Below are 20,987 nucleotides of genomic sequence, written 5' to 3'. Positions count from 1 at the left end.
ATCCCCCCACGGATTGGAGTCGCACAAAATGAGCCGCATTTCCCCCCACCAGTCCCCTGAGCAAGGCGAGTTGAGCCGTCGCGGTCTGCTGAGGACCGCCGGCGGTCTCACAGCCGCACTCGCCCTCGGAGGCTCGGCGGCCGCGCTGGCGGGCAGCCCCGCCGGCGCGGCACCGTCGACCTGGACCCACCCCGGCATGCTGCACAACGCCGGCGACATCAACCGCGCCAAGGTCAAGGTCGCGGCCGGCACCGACCCCTGGCTGTCCGGCTGGAACAGGCTGACCGCCAACTCCCACTCGCAGTCCACCTGGACCAACCGGGCCACCGCCACGATCATCCGCGGCGGGGACGGACAGAACTACAGCCTGCTCTACAACGACATCGCCGCCGCCTACCAGAACGCCCTGCGCTGGAAGGTCGGCGGCACCGAGGCCAACGCGGCCTGTGCCGCCAGGATCCTCAACGCCTGGTCCACGACGCTGACCTCGGTCACCGGCAACGCGGACCGCTTCCTCGCCTCCGGCCTCTACGGCTGGCAGTTCGCGAACGCCTGCGAACTGATGCGGGACTACGGCGACTTCGACCTCGCCGCCGCCCAGGAGATGCTGATCAAGGTCTTCTACCCGCTCAACAACAGCTTCCTGACCAACCACAACGACGCCTGCATCACCAACTACTGGGCCAACTGGGACCTGTGCAACATGGCCTCGATCCTGGCCATCGGGATCCTCAACGAGGACAGCGCCAAGTACGACCAGGCCGTCACGTACTTCAAGTCGGGCGCGGGCAACGGCTCCATCGCGCACGCGGTGCCGTACCTGTACACCGACTCCGACGGCTACGGGCTCGGCCAGTGGCAGGAGTCCGGCCGCGACCAGGGCCACACCGTCATGGGCATGGGCCAGATGGGCGCCATCTGCGAGATGGCCTGGAACCAGGGCGACGACCTGTACTCGTACGACAGCCGTCGCTTCATGAAGGCCGCCCAGTACGTCGCGAAGTACAACCTCGGCAACGACGTCCCCTTCACCACCTACACCTGGGGCACCGGGCAGAGCTGCGCCCAGTCCTCCCAGACGGTGATCTCCTCCGCCTCCCGCGGCCAGGTCCGCCCCGTGTGGGCGGTGCTCCACTTCCACTACAACCGGCGCATCCACCTGGACGACAAGTACATCTCGTCGATGTACTACTCCCTCGCTCCCGAGGGCGGGGGAGGTGACTACGGCTCCGACAGCGGCGGCTACGACCAGCTGGGCTTCGGCACCCTGATGTACGCCAAGTAGCCGCCGAATCGCGCTCTGCACCGGAATACCGGGGCGACCTGTGGTGCTCTGTTGTTACCGGTGCAGTAGTGCGGTGAGGAGGCTGGTGGGCGTATGACGACAGCAGTCCAGGCGGACCCCGTGGTGAGCACGCCCCACGGGGCCGTACGCGGCCGGTACGAGCAGGGGATCGCGGTGTTCCGGGGCATCCCGTACGCCGCACCCCCCTTCGGCCCGCGCCGGTTCCGGCCGCCCGTCCCGCCCGATCCCTGGGACGGCGTGCGCGACGCGGGCTCCTTCGGGCCGACACCGCCGAAGCCGCCGTACTCCGAAGCCTTCGAGAAGTACCTGTCCGACCCGGTGGTGCCCGGTGACGACTGCCTGAACCTGAACGTCTGGACGCCGGAGCCGGGCCCCGGGGCCCGCCTCCCGGTCCTGGTGTGGCTGCATGGCGGCGCTCTGACCAGGGGTTCCTCCGCCGTGCCGGTGTACGACGGGCGGAACTTCGCCCGCGACGGCGTCGTCTTCGTCTCGGTGAACTACCGGCTGGGAGTGGAGGGCTACGGACTGTTCCCGGACGCCCCCGCCAACCCCGGCCTGCGCGACCAGCTCGCCGCCCTCAAGTGGGTGCACGAGTCCATCGCGGCCTTCGGCGGCGACCCCGGCAAGGTCACCCTCGCGGGCCAGTCGGCGGGGGCGATCAGCATCGGCGCCCTGCTGGCCGCCCCGCAGGCGCAGGGGCTGATGCGACGGGCGGTCCTGCAGAGCGGGCCGCCCGAGGCGTTCGAGCGGGACAAGGTACGGCGCATGGTGCGCCGTATGGCCACCCGCCTGAAGATCCCGGCCACCGCGGCGGCCTTCGCCGAGGTCGACCGTGACCTGCTGCTGCGCACCCAGGCCGAGGTCGGCAAGCTCAGCAGCCCGGTGCTCGGCGGCCCCTCCTTCGGCATCGTCGTCGACGGCGACCTCGTCCCGCGCGACCCCCTGGAGGCCCTGGTCGACGGCGACGCGGCCAAGGACGTGGACCTGATGCTGGGCTGGACCAGCGAGGAGTACCGCCTCTGGCTCGTCCCCGGCGGCCTGCTGGAGCGCGTCGACCGGCTCGGCGCGGTCGCTTTCGCCGGCGCCATGGCCCGCTGCCACTGCGGCACCGAGGTGCCCCGCGGCTACCGCGCCCTGCACCCGGAGGCCGGCGCCGCCGAGATCGTCGGCCAGATGGTCACCGACCACCTCCTGCGCATCCCCCTGCACCGCCTGGCCGACGCCCGCCCCGACATGTCGCACGTCTACGAGTTCGCCTGGCCCTCCAGCCTCCCCGACCTGGGCTCCTGCCACGCCCTGGAGCTCGGCTTCGTCTTCGACACCGGCGACGTACCGGAATCGCGCAAGCTGGCCGGCGAGGACGCCCCGCAGGAGCTGGCCGACGCCATGCACGCGGCGTGGGTGCGGTTCGCGGCCGACGGGAACCCGGGCTGGGAGCGCTGGGACGCGACCCACCCCGTGCGGATCTTCGACGCGGACGAGCCGCGCACCGTCCACGGCCCCCGGGACTTCGAGCTCGCCCTGTGGACCGCCGACGCCCTCAGGACTCCGGAATCCACACCCGCATCGGTCCCGGTCGACGGTTCGCCCATGCGCGGTACGGAACTGCGGTCAGTCGTACGGCGTCTGCGGATCCCCGGATCCGTCCGTCGGCACTGACCACGGTGACCCCGCCCAGCAGGTCCGGCTCGGGAGCCGACCCCGCCGGTGAGATACGTCTTCGTGCCCGCCGTCGCGGCCCAGAGCCGCTCCGGCGAGGCCCGCAGGTACGCGTCGTCGGTCTCCGCCGCGAGATCGGTGGCTCCGGCCAGCAGATACAGCTGTCGTACGGCGTGCCCGGCGACCGTGGTGGCCTCGCGCACCGGGACATGGTCGTGCCAGTACACGGCGCCCGGGCGCCGCTCGCCGTCGAGGACGCCGTGACCGCGCCGCTCGACGAAGTACGCGGCGAGCTCCAGCCACCGCCGCTCCTGCGTCTCCCGGTACCGCTCCACCAGCTCGGTCTCGATCCCGGGGTGCCCGCACAGGCCGTCGACCGCCTTGTCCGCGCCGAACACCGAGTCGATCAGCACCGCGAACCGTACGGCGACGGCGAGCAGTTCGTCGCGGCCGGTCGCCCGGCGGTGTGCGACGGCGGCCTGGATGAGATGGCCCGCACAGTACAACTCGTGTCCCCGGCGCAGGTCCTGCCACCGCTTCTGCGGACGGGCGACCTGGAAGTACGTCTGCAGATAGCCGTCGGGCTCCTGGGCGGCGGCCAGCAGACGGATCAACTCATCGACGTGCGAGACCAGTTCGGCGTTCTCCGGCTGGTCGGCGAGTTGCCGGGAAGCGGCCTCCAGCCACTTGTGGACGTCGGAGTCCTGGAACGGGTAGTCGCCCGTGAAGGCGTCGTCGCCGTGGGCGGCGGCCCGCAGGTCGGCCAGGTTCCCGGCCGCCTCCAGCCGCGCCGGGCCCTGCGCGATGCTCACCTCGGCGTTCGTCCTGCGTCGGTCGGCCCGGAATCCGCCGGTGATGCGGGCGGCGCCGGGCGGGCGGAGCGTGGTGCACGCATGGCCGGTGAAGCGGATCGGACCGGCGCTCGTTCCTGCTCCTTCACCGCCGCCACCGAGTCCCGCACCACCACATGCGTCCCCAGCAGCAGATGCTCGTCCGGCGTCTCCGGGGTGCGGCCCAGGGCGGTACGGACGGCGAGACGGCCGAGCTCCTCGTACGGCACATGGACCGTGGTCAGCGCCGGGTGCAGATCGCGGGCGAACGGAATGTCGTCGTAACCGGCAAGCGAAACATCGCCCGGCACGTCCAGCCCTGCCTCGTGCAGCGCGGTCAGCGCACCGGCCGCGACCATGTCGGTGGCGGCCACCACGGCCGTGAACTCCAGCCCCTCCTTCAGGGCTTGGCGCATCAGCCGGTGGCCGGAGTCGCGGGTGAAGTCGCCGTGCAGGAGCAGCGCCGGGTCGGGTTCGAGACCGCGGGCGCGATGGGCGGCGAGAAAGCCGCGCTCACGGCCCTGGGCGGTGGTGTGGTCGGACCTGCCGCCGAGGAAGAGGATGCGCCGGTGGCCCTGGGAGAGGACGTGGGCGACCAGGGCGTAGGCGCCGCCTTCGTTGTCGTACTCGATGACCGTCACCGGAGCGCCCGGGCCGAGCGGCGGCCGCCCGCACAGCACCAGCCGTGAACCGGCCGAGGCGAGGGAGTCGGCGATACGGCGGGTGCGCTCGCGGTACTCGGGGGTGTCGGCGGCGCCGCCCACCAGGATCACGGCGGCGGCGCGCTGGGCGCGCATCATCTCCACGAACTCCAGCTCGTGCTGCACGTCCCCCTTGGTGCTGCACACCAGACACAGATGCCCGAGCCGCGTCGCCTCCCGCTCCACGCCGTACGCCATGTGCGCGAACGAGGGCCCGGTGATGTCCTCCAGCACGAACGCGAGCGTGGGCGTCCCGACACCGGCGACCGCCTTGGCGCGTGCGTCGGCGACGTAGTCCATCTCGCGGACGGCCCGCATCACGCGGGTCCGGGTGGCCCCGCTCACGGGGTAGACCCCGCCGAGCACCCGGGACACGGTGGACGCGGAGACGCCCGCGCGGGCCGCCACGTCCCTGATGGTGCTGCGACTGGCGTCCTCGCTCTTTCTGGTCATGCCTGGCTCGCCCCCTCGAACTGCGGAAACACGGCAGCAACCGGTTCCCGTGCGGAGGCTAGCAGTGCGCTGCGGGAGCCGACAGGGTCCGGATGCGGACGGCCCTCACGCCGCCAGCGTCCGGGCGATTCCCGCGATCGCCTCCGGCCCCACCCGGCAGCACCCGCCGATCAGTCGGGCCCCTGCCGTACGCCAGCCTGTCACCTGCTCGGGGGTGAAGGAGGAGCGGCCGGTCCAGGCACGGGCCCCCGCGTCCCAGACCTCCCCACTGTTGGGATAGACGACGACCGGCTTGCCGGTCACCCGCGCGGCGGTCTCGATCGCGCCGTCGACGTCCTCGGGGGCGCAGCAGTTGACGCCGACCGCGACGATCTCGTCCACGTCGGCGGCAAGGGCGAAGGCCTCCTCCAGGGGCTGGCCGGCGCGGGTGCGATCTCCCTCGACGGTGTACGACAGCCAGGCCGGGACGTCGAGCCCGCGCACCGCCTGCAGCAGCGCCTCGGCCTCGTCGGTGTCGGGGATCGTCTCCAGGGCCAGTACGTCGGGCCCGACGAACGCCAGCGCCTCCAGGCGGGGCCGGTGGAAGGCCGCCAGTTCGGCCACGCTCAGCCCGTACCGGCCCCGGTACTCGGAACCGTCCGCGAGCATCGCCCCGTACGGCCCGACCGAGGCCGCCACGTACAGCGGGCGCTTGAAGCCCTTCGCCCACGCCTCCTGCGTCGCGTCCACGGCCAACTCGACGCTCAGAGCCATGAGTTCTGTCGCCTTCGCGTGCTTGATCCCGCGCCTTGCGAAGCCCTCGAACGTGGCCTGGTAGCTGGCGGTGATCGCCACGTCCGCGCCCGCCTCGTAGTAGGCGAGATGCGCCTCGGTGATCGCCTCGGGCCGTTCCGCGAGCAGCCGTGCCGACCACAGCTCGTCGCTCAGGTCGTGCCCGGCGGACTCGAGCTGGTTGGACATGCCGCCGTCGAGCACGAGCGTGCCCGCGGCGAGGGCCTGCGTGAAGGGGAGAGCCAAGTCGCTGGTCATGTCATGACGCTAGTCGAATGCATGCCCGGCAGCCGAGTGTGTCCAGTACATGAACAGATCGCCCAGCATGTGGGACAGCGGGTTACGATCACGCACCTCCCCATCCTCTCCGCACGGGAACGACCATGACTGCCCCCAGCCCCACCGAGGCCACCGCACCGGAGCCGACCGCCGCCTCCGCTCCCCGCCGCACCTTCGGCCTGACCGCCGCCACCGCGCTGGTGATGGGCAACATCATCGGTGGCGGCATCTTCGCGCTGCCCGCCGCCGTCGCCCCGTACGGCACGGTCAGCCTGGCCGCCTTCGTCGTGCTGTCGGTCGCCGCGGTGCTGCTCGCCCTGCTCTTCGGCAGGCTGGCCCGCCGCAGCCCGGTCACCGGCGGTCTGTACGTGTACCCGCGCGACGCGTTCGGCCCGTTCGCCGGGTTCCTGTCGGCGTGGTCGTACTGGACGATGTGCTGGGTCAGCATCGCCGCCCTCGCCACCGCGGTCGTCGGCTACGTCGACGTCCTGATCCCGCTGCACGGCAACCACGCCCTCGAAGCGGTCGTCGCGCTGGCCGCGCTGTGGCTGCCGGCCGCCGCGAACTTCGCCGGGACCCGCTGGGTCGGCGCGGTCCAAGTGGTCTCCACCGTCCTGAAGTTCGTGCCGCTGCTGATCGTCGCGACGATCGGTCTCTTCTTCGTCGACGCGGACAACTTCGGGCCGTTCAACGCCTCCGGCCAGAGCACGCCGGGCGCGGTGGCCGCCGCGGCCGCGCTGCTCCTCTACAGCTTCCTCGGCGTCGAGTCGGCCGCGGTCAGCGCGGGCGAGGTGGACAACCCGGAGCGCAACGTCGGCCGCGCAAGCGTCCTCGGCACCCTGGCCTCCGCGCTCGTCTACATCCTCGGCACGGTCGCCGTCTTCGGCCTCGTCCCGCACGACAAGCTGGTGAACTCCGGCGCGCCGTTCGCCGACGCCGTGAACGCGATCACCGGCGGTTCCTGGGGCGGCACCGCGATCGCCCTGGTCGCCGTCGCCTCGATCACCGGCTGCCTCAACGGCTGGATCCTCCTGGCCGCGCAAATGCCGTACGCCGCCGCACGCGACGGACTCTTCCCGGCGCCGTTCGCGAAGGTCGGCAAGGGCGGGGTGCCCGGCTTCGGCGTCTGGGCGGTGGCCGTCCTCGGCACGCTGCTCATCGCCCTCAACTACACGGCGGGCCCGGACACCACGTTCCGCGTCCTGGTCCTGATCACCACCTTCACCGGCTGCGTCCCCTACCTCCTCTCGGCCGCCGCCCAACTGTTCTGGCTGGCCCGGGGCACCCGCGACCGCGTCCGCCCGGCTGGCCTGATCCGCGACCTGATCGTGGCCGCCCTGTCCTTCGCGTTCTCCTTCTGGCTGATCGCGGGCGCCGGTTACGCGGCCGTGTACCAGGGCGTGCTGTTCCTGTTCGCGGGCATCCCGGTGTACGTGTGGCTGCGGGGCCGGCGGCGAGAGGCGGCGGAGGAGTCCGCGCTGCCCGCGTGAGCCGAGCGCGGTCTACCCTCGCTCCCGTGAACGTCACGATCGTGCACGCGTGCCTCCGGGACGGCCGCGGGGGCAGCCCGACGGCGGTCCTGGACGACCAGCCGTCCCTGACCGACGACGAACGCCGCCGCGTCCCCGCCCTGGCGGGCACGTCGCACGCGGTGTTCGTCACCGCCGAAGGCTCCGAGGCCTCACTGCGGTTCTTCACGGCGGAGGGCGAACTGCCCGGTTGCGGCCACGGGACGGTGGCGGCGCTGGCGGTGTTGGCCGAGCGCGGCGAAGGCGACGCGCATGAGATCACGCTACGCACGCCGGGAGGCACCCTCGACGGCCAAGTCACCGGCAAGGACGGCGAGTTCGAGGCGTACTTCACCCCGGGCCCGGTCACCCTCCGGAAGCCCGCGGACGGCGAACACAAGGCCCTCCTGCGGGCCTTGGGCGTAGCCGAAGACACCCCGGGCTCCGTGGTCGCCGCACTGGGCCGCCCGCGCCTCCTGGTCCCCCTCCCCACCAGGCTCGCCGTATCCGCCCTCACCCCGGACTTCGACGACCTCCGCGCCGCATGCGACGACCTCGGTCTCCTCGGCTGCTACGTCCACTCCGCACCGACACCCGAAGCCCGAGTCGCAGCCCGCATGTTCGCCCCGTCGATCGGCGTCCCCGAGGACATCGCCAACGCCAACAGCACGGCCTGCCTCGCCGCCCACCTGTCGCGCGAGGGCCTGCCCGGCGTGACCGCCGACATGGGCGACTCGCTCGGCAGCCCGGCGACGATCAGGGCGGTTGCGACGCCCGGTGCGAACGGCCCGCGGATCCTCGTGGGCGGGGCGGCACGGATCACCCGCGACCCGGCCTGAGTCCGTGGACCGGGGTTACGGCTGTCCGTGTGCCGAGTGCCGTCCACCCCTCCGCCGGCCACCCCGCCCGCGCCTCTTCGCCGCCGGTACCACCAGCCCGATCAGCAGCCCCATCGCCAGCACGTACGGCCACCAACCGAGGCCGCTGCTCGCCGTGTTGGCGGTGTGGGGGGTGGCCGCTGCCGCCGCGCCCGACGTCGCCGTGTCCGGGCGGGCGGCGGGGGAGCGGCTCGTGCCGGTCGCGGTGAGAGTGACGTCGTTGCCGTCGCCGCCCCGATAGCTGATGCGGTACGTCGTGTCGGCGAGCTTCAGGCGTGCCCCTTCCTTCAGGCCCTTGAAGGTGCCGGTGGTCTTCGACTTGCCCGTGTGGGTGAGGACGGTGATCTTCCGGGCCGGCTCGGTCCCGGCGGCCGAGAGGTCGAGGTCGCCCGCCAGGCGGACCGAGGAACCCGTCACCTTCAACGGCTGGGCGCCCAGGACGAGTTCACCCTTCGCGGTCTGCGTGTACGCACCGGCGACGGTCACTCCGCCCGCGACCACGCCGTCGTTGGTCACCGCCCCCTTCACCGTCCCCTTGCCGGAAAGCGAGGTCGCCACCCGCAGCCCCGCCGCCCCCGCATCCAGCCGCGCCCCCGCCGACGTCAGCCGAATCGCCTTGCTTCGCCCGAGAGTTGCCCCGGCGCGCAGCGCCAGCGTGCCCTTCTTGACGGTCGTCGTCCCGGTGTAGGTCACCGCGCTCCCCGTCAGCGTCGTCGTCGCGGCGCCCGACTGGACGAAGGAGCCCGTGCCGCTGATCCGGGACAGCGACACGGCGGTCGAGGCGTTCTGCACGACGAGCGTGCCGTCGTTCACCACCCGGCGGCCCGCCGTGCCGGTCATCAGGGAGCCGTCACCGCTCTTCCCCGAGCCCAGGCCCAGCCGCAGCACCGCGCCCTTCCCGATCGTCGTGGAGCCGTCGTAGTACTGCTTCGCCGCGAACGTCACGTCGTTCCCGCGCGTCCCCGCGATGACGACGTCTCCGGCGCCGGGCGCGGCGAGCGTGTCGTGGTACATGCCGCCGCCGATCGGGGCGCCGAGGGTGACGGGGCCGTTGTAGTCGAGGGTCAGCCTGGAGCGGCGGCCGCTCTTCTCGTGCATGTTGATGTAGACGGTGTCCTTGGTGCCCGGCATGAAGATCTTGTGGGTCGTACCGTCACCCCACTGCACGTCCGCGCCTTCGATGTTGGTGCCGCGCTTGTTCAACTGATGTGGAATCGCACGCCAGTTGAGGTCCGGGTCGCTGAGAGAGGGGTTCGTGTCGCCGCCCCGGTCGCTGTAGCTGTACTGACCGGTGAGCACGACCTTGCTGCCGGGCCGCGTGTGGACGTTGACGTCGCTGCCGTACTCGCGCTGGTAGAAGTTCTGCCGCAGCGTGATCGTCTGGTACAGCGGGGTGTCGATGATCCAGGAGCCCTGGTTGAGGATCGCGCGGGCGTCGGGCAGCGCCACCGGGTACTCGGGGCGGCCGACCGCCATCCCGGTGCCGTTGTCGATGACGCCGGAGAAGGGGTGGGTGCCGGCCAGGTCGAGGGTGCCCCACATGTTGCGGGGCTGCGTGACCAGGCCCGAGCCGCTGATCGTGCCGATGTTGAAGGTACGGGTGAGCGACAACCTCAACGTCCCGTCCACCCGGACGTTGAGCTGGTTCAGCCGGTAGCCCGGTGTGTTGTACGGGAAGTGGCCGATCAGGCCCGTGCCGGCGCCGGTGCCGTACTGCAGGGTCGCCCCGCTCGCGACGGTGATCGCGGGCGGGTCGGGGTTGGTGACCGTGGTGTACGGGTGGTTGCCGCCCTGCGTCTTCACCACCTGCCGCTGCCGGGACCTGGGCAGCGTGAAGTCGCTGTCCTTGGTCAGCACCAGGGTCCCGCTCCCGCGCACGGTGAGCGTGCCCTCCCCGCGGAACACCCCGTCGTAAGTCGTCGTCCCCGACGGCACGGTGACCACCGTGTCGCCGCTGAGCGTCACGTCCCGGTCGGCGAGCACATCGGTGGTGACGTCACGGGTGCCGGCGGCGGCCGCGGGGGGAGCGGTGGCGAGCAGGGCGGCCACCGTCGCGAGGGCTCCGGCGGCGGCTGCTGTCTTGTGGGTATGGCTGCGCACGTGATCGGAGACGGGCGGGGCGAGCGCCGATAACAGAAACCGCGACAGCAGAAAGCGCCTTCTTCTGCCCTCGTCCGACCCGTTGACCTCCTCGTTCCCCAGCCTTACCTTTCGGCTGTTCGCAATAACAACAGATGTTCTCAATATCGAACATCACTCTCAGGACACCCCCACCCGAGAGGCAGTCCGCATGAGCCGCGCCCCCGAAGTCCCCCACCGACGACTGCTGCTGAAAGGCGCCCTGGCCGCGGGCGCCCTGGTCGCAACCCCCGCAGTCGCCGAAGCCGCCCCGAGTCCGAAAAAGGCCGCCCCGTACGTGAACCCGCTCGTCCGGCAGCGCGCCGACCCGTACATCCACCGCCACGCCGACGGCCACTACTACTTCACGGCCACCGTCCCCGAGTACGACCGCATCGTCCTGCGCCGCTCCCGCACCCTGAACGGCCTCGCGACCGCCGCCGAGTCGGTCATCTGGACCAAGCACGCCACCGGCGTCATGGGTGCGCACATCTGGGCGCCGGAGATCCACCGCATCGGCGGCAAGTGGTACATCTACTTCGCCTCCGCGCCCGCCGAGAGCGTGTGGGACATCCGCATCTGGGTCCTGGAGAACGTCAACCCCGATCCCTTCAAGGGCACTTGGGTGGAGAAGGGTCAGATCAGGACCGCCTGGGAGACCTTCTCCCTCGATGCCACCACCTTCACCCACCGCGGCACCCGCTACCTCGTCTGGGCCCAGCACGAGCCCGGCATGGACAACAACACCGGCCTCTTCCTGTCGAAGATGGCGAACCCGTGGACCCTGACTGGTCCTCAAGTACGCCTGTCCACCCCAGAGTTCGACTGGGAGTGCATCGGCTACAAGGTCAACGAGGGCCCCGCGGTCCTCGCCCGCAACGGCCGGCTCTTCCTCTCCTACTCGGCCGCCGCCACCGACCACCACTACTGCATGGGCCTGCTGACCGCCGACGCGAACGCCGACCTGATGGACCCCGCCAGCTGGTCCAAGTCGAAGGTCCCCGTCTTCACCAGCAACGACACCACCGAGCAGTACGGCCTCGGCCACAACTGCTTCACGGTCGCCGAGGACGGCCGCAGCGACGTCCTCGTCTACCACGCCCGCCAGTACAAGGAGATCACCGGCGACCCCCTGAACGACCCCAACCGCCACACCCGGATCCAGAAGCTCGGCTGGAACCCGGACGGCACCCCGAACTTCGGCATACCCGTGGCCGACACGGCGGCCGACTCCGCGAAGGAGAGTGCGTGACATGAGACGTGTGTACGCAGTGCTGATCGCCCTCTGTCTGGCGCTGGCCGGCGCCCTCGTGACCGCGGGCCCGGCGCAGGCCGCCGCCCAGACCGTCACCAACGGCGTCCAGTTCACCGACACTTCGGGCAACGTCGTGCACGCCCACGGCGGAGGGGTCATCAAGGTCGGCTCGTACTACTACTGGTTCGGCGAGGACCGCAACTCCGACAACACCTTCAAGTACGTGGACGCCTACCGCTCCACCGACCTGAAGAACTGGGAGTTCAGGAACCACGTCCTGACCCAGTCGTCCGCCTCGGAGCTGGCCACCGCCTACATCGAGCGGCCGAAGGTCATCTACAACGCGGCCACCGGCCAGTTCGTGATGTGGATGCACAAGGAGAACGGCACCGACTACAGCGAGGCCCGCGCCGCCGTCGCCGTGTCGTCCACGATCGACGGCAACTACACCTACCAGGGCAGCTTCCGCCCGCTCGACGACTACATGTCCCGGGACATCACGACCTTCGTCGACACGGACGGCACCGGCTACATGGTCTCGGCCGCCAACGAGAACTACGACCTGCACATCTACAAGCTGACCGCCGACTACACCGGCATCGACAGCCGGATCGCCAACCCCTGGCCGGGCGGCCATCGTGAGGCACCGGCCCTGTTCAAGCGCAACGGCGTCTACTTCATGCTGACTTCGGGTGCCACTGGCTGGAGCGCCAACCAGCAGCAGTACGCCACCGCGACCTCGCTGTCCGGTCCCTGGACGTCGTGGACGAACGTCGGTGACTCGACGGCGTACAACTCGCAGACCGCGTACGTCCTCCCGATCACGGGGACTTCGGGCACCTCGTACCTCTACATGGGCGACCGCTGGGGCAACTCCTTCGGCGGCACCGTCAACGACTCCCGCTACGTCTGGCTTCCGCTGACCTTCCCGAGCTCCACCTCGATGTCCATGTCCTGGTCCCCGGAGGTCACCGTCGACACGGCCGCCGGCACCGTCACCGGCACGAGTGCCACGTACAACACGCTGATCGCCCGGCACAGCAGCAAGTGCGCCGACGTGACCAGCCAGTCGCTGTGGCAGGGCGCCCAGATCAAGCAGTACGACTGCAACGGCGGCAACAACCAGAAGTACTGGTTCAAGTCCCTGGGCAGCGGCTACTACCAGCTGATGACCCGTCACAGCTCCCTGTGCGTGCAGGAGAACGCCAGCACGGTCACCCAGGAGAACTGCAGCAGCTCGGCCACCAACCAGCAGTGGTCGCTGACCACTTCGGGCTCCTACGTCAACGTCGTCTCCCGCGCGAGCGGCGAGTGCCTGGACGTGTCCGGCGCGTCCACCGCCAACTCCGCCGCGATCATCACGTACACCTGCAACGGGGGCACCAACCAGCAGTGGACGCGCGGGACCTGACGTCAGGCCAGCAGATCGATCGCGTCGATCGACGTACCCGCACTCAGGAAGGACGTCGACCCCGAGCCGCTCGCCACGTAGATCTTCAGCGTGTTGTAGGCGCTGGTGTCCGTCAGCCAGGCGGACGCCGGCACGCTGTAGGTGAACGTGTAGTTGTTGCCCCGGTACGAGCCCACGGTCAGTGAACGGGTGCTCGGCTGGGAGGGCGGTGAGGGGACGGCGGAGGTCCAGGTGTCGTTGACGACGACCTGCGGGCGGCCGTTGGCGTAGGCCGTCGTCACGCCGATGCGCAGGGTGTGCGCGGCGGCGGCCTGGGCGGCGGTCAGTTTGAAGTAGACGATGATGCCGCTGTTGACGTCCTTCCAGAGGTAGCAGGGGAAGGCGGACGTCTCCGTCCCGCTGCCGATGACGACGTTGCCGGTCCAGGATGCGGCCCGGCTGTCGGACGGATGCGCGTACGTCATCAGGTCCGCGTTCTTGAAGCCGCTCGGCGTGCCGTTCCAGTCGCCGATCCGCCAGATCGCGCTCGCGTTGCCCGGGTCGTTGGAGGAGGGGATCGTGATGGTGTTGAGGGTGGTCGTGCCGCCCGCGGTGACCGTCACCGAGCTTGTGTAGACGGCGAGTTCACCCTTGAAGACGGTCAGGGTGTACGTCCCGGGCAGCACGCCCGCGATGGAGAAGTAGCCGTCCGAGGAGCGGGCCGAACCCCAGTACTGGGCAGCCGAGTTGGCGAGCCCGACCGTGTATGGGAACGCCGTGTTCCGCCCGGTGATCCCGACGCCGGCGACCTTGCCGCGACCGCTCGCCGAGACGTACCCGGAGATGCCGAGCGAGTCCGCCCAGGAGGTGGTGAGGTTGCCGTGGTACAGCGAGGACGAGGGCGCGCCGCCGTCCGTGAAGGCGATGACGTACGGGCCCTGGAGGCCGAAGCGCTGGGCCTCCGTCTGGTTCTCGCCGTAGTAGAGGATCTCGTACAGGCCGCCGCCGTCGGCGCTCTGGTGCCGCAGCAGGGAGCGGTAGAAGGGGCCGCCGGAGGCCTTCTCGTGGTTGGAGCGCACGACGTACAGGCCGACGCTCCCCGTCGACCAGCCGATGTAGTCGTAGTCGATGACCCGCAGTTTCGAGTAGTGCTTGGAGCGGGTCTGGCCGTCGGACTTCTCGAACACGTCCGAGGCCTCGATGGTGGTGGGCGCGTAGGTGTACGAGTCGGGCTCGTCGTTGAGGAACTTGCCCGCGTTGACGCGCACGATGTAGCGGGTCGCGCTGACCGAGTCGTCGGCCTTGTTGGTCCACAGGTAGACGTTGTTCTCACCGCTGCGGGCCGCGTAGTAGTGCTTGAGCGTCCCGTACGTGACGGAGATCAGAATGGTGGACCCCGACTGACCGATCGTCACCGTCGAGGTGCCGAGGCCCGATTCGATGTGCGAGTTCTTGCCGCCGTAGCCCTGGTACTCCGTGCCCTTGTAGACCAGCGAGGTCAGGTCGCCGTTGGTCTTGCTGACCTTGAAGACGAGACTCGCGCCGGTGTCGACGACGTAGTTCGAGCCGTCGTCGCTCCAGCCGAAGCTCGCCGCGGACGCCGCCGTGGCGAGCGGCCCGGCGAGTGCGGCGGTGCCGGCGGCGGCCGCGCTGCCGAGGACGAAGGTGCGGCGGCCGACCGGTCTGTTCACGGTGTCGGACATGGGGGTGCCTCCTTCGGAACCGTGGGGGTGCAAGTGAGAGCGAGGGTGACAGTTGAATCGATTTCGCGAAAGGGCTTTCGCCTGTACGAGGTTGGCAATCTTGTGAAATCTGCCCGAGGACTAGAAAGCGCTTGCCAACAGCGGTACCGTCCAGCCGCCAGGCCCTGTCGTGCGCGTCGTTTCCTCGGAGGGATTCGCGAATGAGACGTTTCAACCTCGCCGTGCCGGCGGCGCTGACGCTCGGCGCCTGCCTGACGGCCGTACCGGCCCAGGCCCATGAGGGACACCCGCCCCTCGGCATCGGGAACTGCACCGCCGGCGCCTGCCACTTCGACGTGCCGCCGGGCACGTACGACGTGCAGGTCCTCCTCGGCGGCGAGGCCGACTCCAGTACGAGCATCAGCGGCGAGACCCGGCGCTCCCTGCTCCCGGAGACGCCCGCGTCGGCGGGAATGGGGGTCCCCCCGCTCGAGCGAAGCCGAGAGTGGGGGAGGGTCGCCCGCAGCTTCACCGTCAACGTCCGTACCCCGGAGGGGGAGCCGACGGGAGCGGACGGAACTCCCGGTCTTGACCTGGTACTTGGCGGCTCGGCCCCCGCGCTCGCCGACATCCGTGTCACACCCGCCCGGCGCACCCGCCAGATCTTCCTGGTCGGCGACTCCACGGTCTGCGACCAGCCCGCCGACCCGTACTCCGGGTGGGGCCAGCAGCTGCCTCAGTACCTCCGCAAGGGTCTGTCCGTCGCCAACTACGCGGATTCCGGCGAGAGTACGGTGACCTATCTGCAGAACCCGCAGCTGTGGGCCACCGTCCAGCCGCTGATCCGCCCCGGCGACCTGGTCCTGATCCAGCTCGCGCACAACGACAAGACCACGGACGAAGCGACGTATCGCACCAATTTGGAGACCCTGGTGGCGGGTGTACGGGAGAAAGGCGGGGACCCGGTCCTGGTGACTCCGATCGTGCGGCGCTGGTTCAATGCCGACGGCACTTTGAACAACAACACCGCGCTGCTGGTCAATGGCCTCGGTGTGGACCATCCTGCTGTCATCCGTTCGGTCGCCGCCGCCGAGGACGTTCCGCTGATCGACCTGACGGCGAAGACGAAGGCGCTGGTGGAGTCCCTGGGCGTCGAGGGCTCCAAGGCGATCTACCTGTACAACGAGAAGAAGGACAACACCCACACCTCCGTCCACGGCGCCACGGTGTACGCGGGACTTGTCCGCGACGCGCTTGTCGCCGAGCATCTGGTGCCCAGGGGCCTGGTGCGGGTGGGATGAACCCCTGGGGCGTCTCGACCGGAACCGGGGCGCCCCAGGTCTCCCCCTTCGTTCGTTGCCGCAAGCCCCGAAAGAGAGCCGATGCACCTGCCCCCCGACGACCGCACCCTCAGCCCGCACACCGGCTACACCCGCGCCCACTGGGAGGCCGCGGCCGACGCCCTGCTCGCCGCGGTCGAGCCGTACGCGGCGGAGGGCGGCGCGCTCTACCACCTGCCCGGCGAGCGGACGAGCTGGTCGGGCAGGGTCTCCGACGGCCTGGAGGGCTACGCCCGTACGCTGCTCGCCGCTGCCTTCCGCCGCGACGAGACGGCGCTGCAGCGGTACGCCGAGGGGCTCGCGGCCGGCGTCGCGGGCGTCTGGCCCCGGATCGAGGACCGCGGCCAGCCCCTGGTCGAGGCGGCCTCCATCGCCCTCGCGCTGCGCCTGACGCGCCCACTGCTGTGGGACCGGCTGGACGACGGCGTACGACAGCGGGTGGCCGCCTGGCTCGGGGACGCGCTGACCGCCGAAGCCTGGCCCTGCAACTGGGAGTTGTTCCCGGTGACGGTGGGCGGCTTCCTCCAGGAGATCGGTCACGAGCCCGAGGCCTCCCGCGCGGCGATCGACCGCGGCCTGGAACGCATCGAGAAGTGGTACGTCGGCGAGGGCTGGTACACCGACGGCGACGGCCGCAAGTTCGACTACTACAACGGCTGGGCGATGCACCTCTACCCGGTGCTGCACGCATGGCTGGCGGGCGACGCCCGACTGCTCGACCTGTACGGGGGAAGACTCGAGCGTCATCTCGCCGACTACGCCCGCCTGTTCGGCGGCGAGGGTGCGCCGATGCACCAGGGCCGGTCCCTCACCTACCGGTTCGCGACGACGGTTCCGCTGTGGCTGGGCGCGCTGACGGGCCGTACGCCACTGTCGCCGGGCGAGACACGGCGGTTGGCGTCGGGCGCGCTGAAGTACTTCCTGGAACGGAGTGCGCTGGACTCCCGCGACCTGTTGACCCTCGGCTGGCACGGCCCCAACTCGGCCGTTCTGCAGGGCTATTCGGGCCCCGCCTCCCCGTACTGGGCCAGCAAGGGCTTCCTCGGCCTGCTCCTGCCGCCGGACCACCCGGTGTGGACGGCGACTGAGGAGCCGGGCCCGGCGGAGCGCTCCGACGCGCTCACGGCGATCGCCCCGCCCAACTGGCTGCTGCAGTCGACGAGTTCGGACGGCGTGGTCCGCCTCCACAACCACGGCAGCGAGGACGTCCGCTACGACCCGTACTACACGCGCCTCGCCTACTCGACGGTGACGCAGCCCTCCTCGTCGCCTTCCTCGTACGACAACAGTGTGATCGTCGGGGGCGATCCGAGCCGCACGGAGATCGTGCCGTTGGGCGTGGGGGACGGCTGGGTGGCCTCCCGGCACACGGCGGGCGGGGGAGCGCGGGTGACGAGTGTGGTGCTGGCGCGCGGGGCCGTGGAGGTCCGCGCGCATCTGGTGGCGGGGGCGGAGCCCGGGACGGCCGTACGGGTGACCGGGTGGACGGCGGGAGAGGGGCTGCCGGCCGAGCTGTCGCCGGCCGTGGGGCTCTCCGACGCGCTCACCGGGGCCACCGGCGAAGGGGACAGCCTGTTCGTCGCGCTGGCCCGGCTGACCGGAGAGAAGGATCCCGTGCCGCTGGGGGAGACGGTGAGCGTACGGGCAGACGGGGCCGGGGAGTTGACCGTGCTCTGGAGTGAGGGGCCCGAGGTGCGGGTCCTGCTCGGCGGAACACGGGACGAGATCGTCGTGGAGGAGTCCCGTCCGGCACGGTGAGGCCCCATGACGAGGGGGACGGACGGGCTCACGGAGCGGTGGCGGCGCGCAGGGCCGAACCCCGCGCGCCGCCCGGCCGCGTCCACGCACCCCTTCGTGCGCAGGAGCGCGGCCCGGGTCCGCCGGTTGCCACCGGACGTCGTCCAGCGCCTGGCCGGGGACGGGGACCGTGTCCTGCCTCGTCCTCACCAAGCCCTCCCACGACGTTCCGGCCGGCCTGCCACTGGGCGTGTGGCACTGGTGACCGGGCAGCCTCACCTGTCCGGACCATCCCGGCGGACACCCGTTCTTCCCCCTCACCGGCCTGGGTCCATCAGGGAGTGAGCCGGGCGATCCTCAGCGTCTTCGAGGTCGGGGAGGCGCCGTTCAGCGGCGCCGCGTACGACGGCGTGACCGGCACGTACGCCCAGGTCAGCGTGCCGTTCGCGGAGACCGCGAGGTCACCCGTGATGCGCGCGCCCACCACCTTGTCCGCACTCTGGAACTTGCCGTTCCAGTCGATGAGCCGCAGATGCGTCCCCGTGAAGGTGCCGGTGCAGGTCCCGTCCTTGCACTTGGCGTTCTTCAGGGACTCCCAGGACAGCAGGAGCCGGTCCTTGCCGTACGGGGCGAGATGGACGTTCACGTGCTCCGTGCCCTTGGCGCTCGACAGATAGATCGCCTTGCCGGGACCGGAGTTGCGGTTCTTCATGAAGGCGACCGCCACCTGGTGGGTGCTGGTCTTCGGGGTGACCGTCCAGCCGCGGCCGGAGGAGTCGGCGGGGTTCTTCTTGGCCGAGGCCGCGCCGCGGGAGGCGAACGCGGTGGCGTACCGGCCGGTCGAGGACCGCACCAGGTCGCCGGTGCGGCTCGGGAACGTACCGCCGCAGTAGCCCGCCCAGCACTGCTCGCGCTGCACGACCGGGGCCACGTCCGGGGCCGCGATGCCCGTCGACACGAACAGGCCCGAGCGCCAGTCGTCGAAGCAGAGGGAGGTGAAGGCGCCGGACTTCTCGGCGTGCAGCGCGATGCCCTCGTTGTGGCTGCAGCCCCAGCCCCAACCGCCGCTCAGCTTCGCACCCTTGGCGCTGATGTACGACAGCTTGTCGCCGTAGTGCCCGTCGGCGAAGCCGCCCGCGCCGTGCACGACGAAGTAGGCGCCGTACTTGGAGCCGTTCCAGGTCAGCTGGCCGTCGAGTGTCGGGGACGTGTCGTGCGAGGAGGTGCCGGTGAGCTTGGTGCGGAAGGTCTGCTTGCCGTTCGTGTAGCGGATCAGCGCGGCCGCCGTGTCGTGCCACTTGTTGCTGTCGGCGACCCGGGTCAGCAGCGCGAAGCCGTTGTTGTGCGCGACCAGACCGCCGACCTCCTTGGTGCCCTTGATGACGGTGTCCGCACCCGAGCGCTTCCCGGCGGAGGTCAGCGGGGTGACGTGGACACCGTCGGAGGCCGGCCAGGCCACGCGCAGAGTGCCGTTGGGAGCGACAGCGGTCGCCGTCCGCGTCCACTCGCGCGTGTTGTTGTAACCGGCGGACAGATAAGGGAACTTGGCCGACAGACTCACCGAAGTCGTGCTGACCGCGAGGCCGGAGGCGGCGGTCGTCGAGGCACCGGCGGTGGCGTACCAGGCGCCGGCGAGCGCGGCCGTCGCGGCGAGTCCGGCGATCACGGGCTTACGCGCGGCCCGGACCCGGCGGTGAGTGGTCGTGCGTCTTGCTGAAGTCATGCCCCCTTGTCGCCGCGGCCGATCAAAAGGTTGCCGCCCCGGTTTCCCGGGGCGGCGGGCATCACGTCGTGGTCGGTGTCAGCCGCCGAGCACGGGCAGCGTGAGGCTGCAGTCGACGGGCTTCGCGTGGGCGGGGTCGAGGGCGTTGCGCACGAGTTGGGCGGCGTTGGAGTCGTAGGCGATCGAGAGGTGTTCGGAGAGGTCCTGGCGGCAGACGTCCTGGACCGTGATGTTCCTGACGGTCGCGCCCGTCCCCGCGGTCAGGAACTGGTTCGTGTACGGGGTGACGACCTCGTCGAGCCTGGTGGCGATGACGGTGTAGGAGACCCCGGGCTGTGTGTCCCCGTCCCGGTCCAGCGTCCTGTTCACCTCGGAGCCGACCATCTGGTCCGCGTACGCCTGGCCGACGAGGAGGGACACGGGCTGGTTGAGGCCCAGCTCGGTGGTCAGTGTGCCGAGGCCGGAGGCGGTCGTGCCGTGGTTGGAGGGCGCCAGACCGATGAGGCTGTGCACCTTGTTCCGCTTGGGGTGCGCGGAATCCGTGCCGCCCGCGAACCGCAGGTACCAACGGGGCGTGAGACCGCCGCCCTGCGAGTGGCCGACGAGGTCGACCTGACGGGCACCGGTGGCCTTGAGGACACGGTCGACGTACGCGGCGATCTGCCGGGCGGAGTCCGGCACATGCGCCGTGGCCTGGATCGGAGAGCCGGGTGCACCGCCGTAGTTGGGGGCGAAGACGCAGTAACCGGCCTGCTTCAGCCACGGGGACAGCATGCTCCAGTTGTTGTAGGCGTTGGCCCAGGTCCCATGCAGCAGGACGACCGGACGCGGATGCTCACGCGTGGGCCTGCAGTTCCAGTCGTCGGCCCCGGCCGGTGACGCATCCGGGTTGGCGAGACTGCCGACCGCCGCCGCGGGGAAGGCAAGGAGGTTCCGCGGCGGCTTCGGCGGCGCGGTGCTGTCGGACGCGACCGCCGCGCCCTGCTGCCCCACGCCCAGCGCGAGCACGAGCCCCGCGCACACCGCGGCCCACTTGGCCCGCCGCCGCTGCCCTGACCGCCTCCGCGAAACATTCAGATCCGCCATCGCGCCACTCCTCGTCTCAGGGCCGGCCGAGCGCCGACGCGGAGATGATCGAGGAGCGGATTCGGTGCACTGCCCGACGACCGCGCACAACACCACGCATGGAGCAGCACAAGTTCACCCGTACGGCCCGTGTGCTCTTGCGGCTCGGCGGACTGGTGGGTACGGAGAGCGTAGGGAAGTGAACAGTTCGGCACCTGGCAGCGACGCGCGGGTGGGGCTTGTCCGGCTCGGCGCCCGGAGTGGACGAGCGAGCCGGTTCTGGGCGGGTCGG

The 20,987-nt window shown here is 70.6% G+C and carries 15 protein-coding genes and 1 pseudogene; 8 read left to right on the top strand and 8 right to left on the bottom strand.

Features of this window, described 5'->3' with window-relative positions; genetic code table 11:
* Nucleotides 1-28: 28 nt before the first annotated feature.
* Together ABZ880_RS51005 and ABZ880_RS51000 are read left to right on the top strand one after the other, a co-directional pair.
* On the top strand, nucleotides 29-1,285 hold the full coding sequence (locus tag ABZ880_RS51005) for an alginate lyase family protein (RefSeq protein WP_361278061.1): 1,257 nt from the start codon (nucleotides 29-31) through the stop codon (nucleotides 1,283-1,285).
* A gap of 93 nt (nucleotides 1,286-1,378) precedes the next feature.
* The gene (locus ABZ880_RS51000; RefSeq protein ID WP_361278059.1) at nucleotides 1,379-2,965 is read left to right on the top strand and encodes a carboxylesterase family protein; all 1,587 of its coding nucleotides are present in this window, start codon (nucleotides 1,379-1,381) and stop codon (nucleotides 2,963-2,965) included.
* On the opposite strand, the gene ABZ880_RS50995 is transcribed toward ABZ880_RS51000, so the two are convergent.
* The 4 genes and pseudogenes from ABZ880_RS50995 to mmuM form a co-directional block, all read right to left on the bottom strand.
* Nucleotides 2,847-3,101 carry a hypothetical protein gene (locus ABZ880_RS50995; protein WP_361278077.1) on the bottom strand — a complete coding sequence of 85 codons (255 nt, stop codon included), beginning with the start codon at nucleotides 3,099-3,101 and terminating at the stop codon, nucleotides 2,847-2,849. The two genes, ABZ880_RS51000 and ABZ880_RS50995, sit on opposite strands and share 119 nt — an antisense overlap.
* Nucleotides 2,995-3,876, bottom strand: a pseudogene (locus ABZ880_RS50990) (beta-L-arabinofuranosidase domain-containing protein); the annotation flags it as partial. The pseudogene ABZ880_RS50990 and the gene ABZ880_RS50995, both read right to left, overlap by 107 nt.
* Nucleotides 3,774-4,949 carry a LacI family DNA-binding transcriptional regulator gene (locus tag ABZ880_RS50985; RefSeq protein ID WP_361278057.1) on the bottom strand — a complete coding sequence of 392 codons (1,176 nt, stop codon included), beginning with the start codon at nucleotides 4,947-4,949 and terminating at the stop codon, nucleotides 3,774-3,776. The gene ABZ880_RS50985 and the pseudogene ABZ880_RS50990, both read right to left, overlap by 103 nt.
* A gap of 105 nt (nucleotides 4,950-5,054) precedes the next feature.
* Nucleotides 5,055-5,978, bottom strand: a complete 924-nt coding sequence (mmuM, locus tag ABZ880_RS50980; RefSeq protein ID WP_361278055.1) for a homocysteine S-methyltransferase — start codon at nucleotides 5,976-5,978, stop codon at nucleotides 5,055-5,057.
* A 125-nt stretch (nucleotides 5,979-6,103) separates the two neighbouring features.
* Here mmuM and ABZ880_RS50975 point away from each other — a divergent pair, with 125 nt between their 5' ends.
* The gene (locus ABZ880_RS50975; RefSeq protein ID WP_361278053.1) at nucleotides 6,104-7,489 is read left to right on the top strand and encodes an amino acid permease; all 1,386 of its coding nucleotides are present in this window, start codon (nucleotides 6,104-6,106) and stop codon (nucleotides 7,487-7,489) included.
* Nucleotides 7,490-7,515: 26 nt separating this feature from the next.
* Nucleotides 7,516-8,346, top strand: coding sequence for a PhzF family phenazine biosynthesis isomerase (locus tag ABZ880_RS50970; RefSeq protein ID WP_361278051.1), 831 nt, complete (start codon nucleotides 7,516-7,518; stop codon nucleotides 8,344-8,346).
* A 15-nt stretch (nucleotides 8,347-8,361) separates the two neighbouring features.
* Here the strand turns inward: ABZ880_RS50970 and ABZ880_RS50965 are convergent, their stop codons facing one another.
* On the bottom strand, nucleotides 8,362-10,485 hold the full coding sequence (locus tag ABZ880_RS50965) for an autotransporter (RefSeq protein WP_361278049.1): 2,124 nt from the start codon (nucleotides 10,483-10,485) through the stop codon (nucleotides 8,362-8,364).
* A gap of 190 nt (nucleotides 10,486-10,675) precedes the next feature.
* On the opposite strand from ABZ880_RS50965, the gene ABZ880_RS50960 reads away from it, so the two are divergent.
* Together ABZ880_RS50960 and ABZ880_RS50955 are read left to right on the top strand one after the other, a co-directional pair.
* Nucleotides 10,676-11,755: a glycoside hydrolase family 43 protein gene (locus ABZ880_RS50960; protein ID WP_361278047.1), complete on the top strand. Its 1,080-nt coding sequence runs from the start codon at nucleotides 10,676-10,678 to the stop codon at nucleotides 11,753-11,755.
* A gap of 1 nt (nucleotide 11,756) precedes the next feature.
* Nucleotides 11,757-13,169 (top strand): RICIN domain-containing protein, encoded by a 1,413-nt coding sequence (locus tag ABZ880_RS50955; RefSeq protein ID WP_361278045.1) that lies wholly within the window; start codon nucleotides 11,757-11,759, stop codon nucleotides 13,167-13,169.
* Between the two features lie 2 nt (nucleotides 13,170-13,171).
* On the opposite strand, the gene ABZ880_RS50950 is transcribed toward ABZ880_RS50955, so the two are convergent.
* Nucleotides 13,172-14,851, bottom strand: coding sequence for a rhamnogalacturonan lyase B N-terminal domain-containing protein (locus ABZ880_RS50950; protein WP_361278043.1), 1,680 nt, complete (start codon nucleotides 14,849-14,851; stop codon nucleotides 13,172-13,174).
* A gap of 200 nt (nucleotides 14,852-15,051) precedes the next feature.
* Between ABZ880_RS50950 and ABZ880_RS50945 the strand changes: the two genes are divergently transcribed.
* Complete coding sequence (locus ABZ880_RS50945; protein WP_361278041.1) at nucleotides 15,052-16,131, top strand: rhamnogalacturonan acetylesterase; 1,080 nt, start codon at nucleotides 15,052-15,054, stop codon at nucleotides 16,129-16,131.
* Nucleotides 16,132-16,212: 81 nt separating this feature from the next.
* Nucleotides 16,213-17,928, top strand: a complete 1,716-nt coding sequence (locus tag ABZ880_RS50940) for a DUF2264 domain-containing protein (RefSeq protein WP_361278039.1) — start codon at nucleotides 16,213-16,215, stop codon at nucleotides 17,926-17,928.
* 313 nt (nucleotides 17,929-18,241) lie between these two features.
* Here the strand turns inward: ABZ880_RS50940 and ABZ880_RS50935 are convergent, their stop codons facing one another.
* Nucleotides 18,242-19,630, bottom strand: a complete 1,389-nt coding sequence (locus ABZ880_RS50935) for a hypothetical protein (RefSeq protein ID WP_361278037.1) — start codon at nucleotides 19,628-19,630, stop codon at nucleotides 18,242-18,244.
* 78 nt (nucleotides 19,631-19,708) lie between these two features.
* Complete coding sequence (locus ABZ880_RS50930) at nucleotides 19,709-20,716, bottom strand: alpha/beta fold hydrolase (RefSeq protein WP_361278035.1); 1,008 nt, start codon at nucleotides 20,714-20,716, stop codon at nucleotides 19,709-19,711.
* Nucleotides 20,717-20,987 lie beyond the last annotated feature (271 nt).

Source organism: Streptomyces sp. NPDC047043 (assembly GCF_040644055.1).
In the GTDB taxonomy this organism is placed as follows: domain Bacteria; phylum Actinomycetota; class Actinomycetes; order Streptomycetales; family Streptomycetaceae; genus Streptomyces.
Note: the sequence above shows the minus strand (reverse complement) of the source record. Positions and strands in the feature narration are given on the sequence as shown.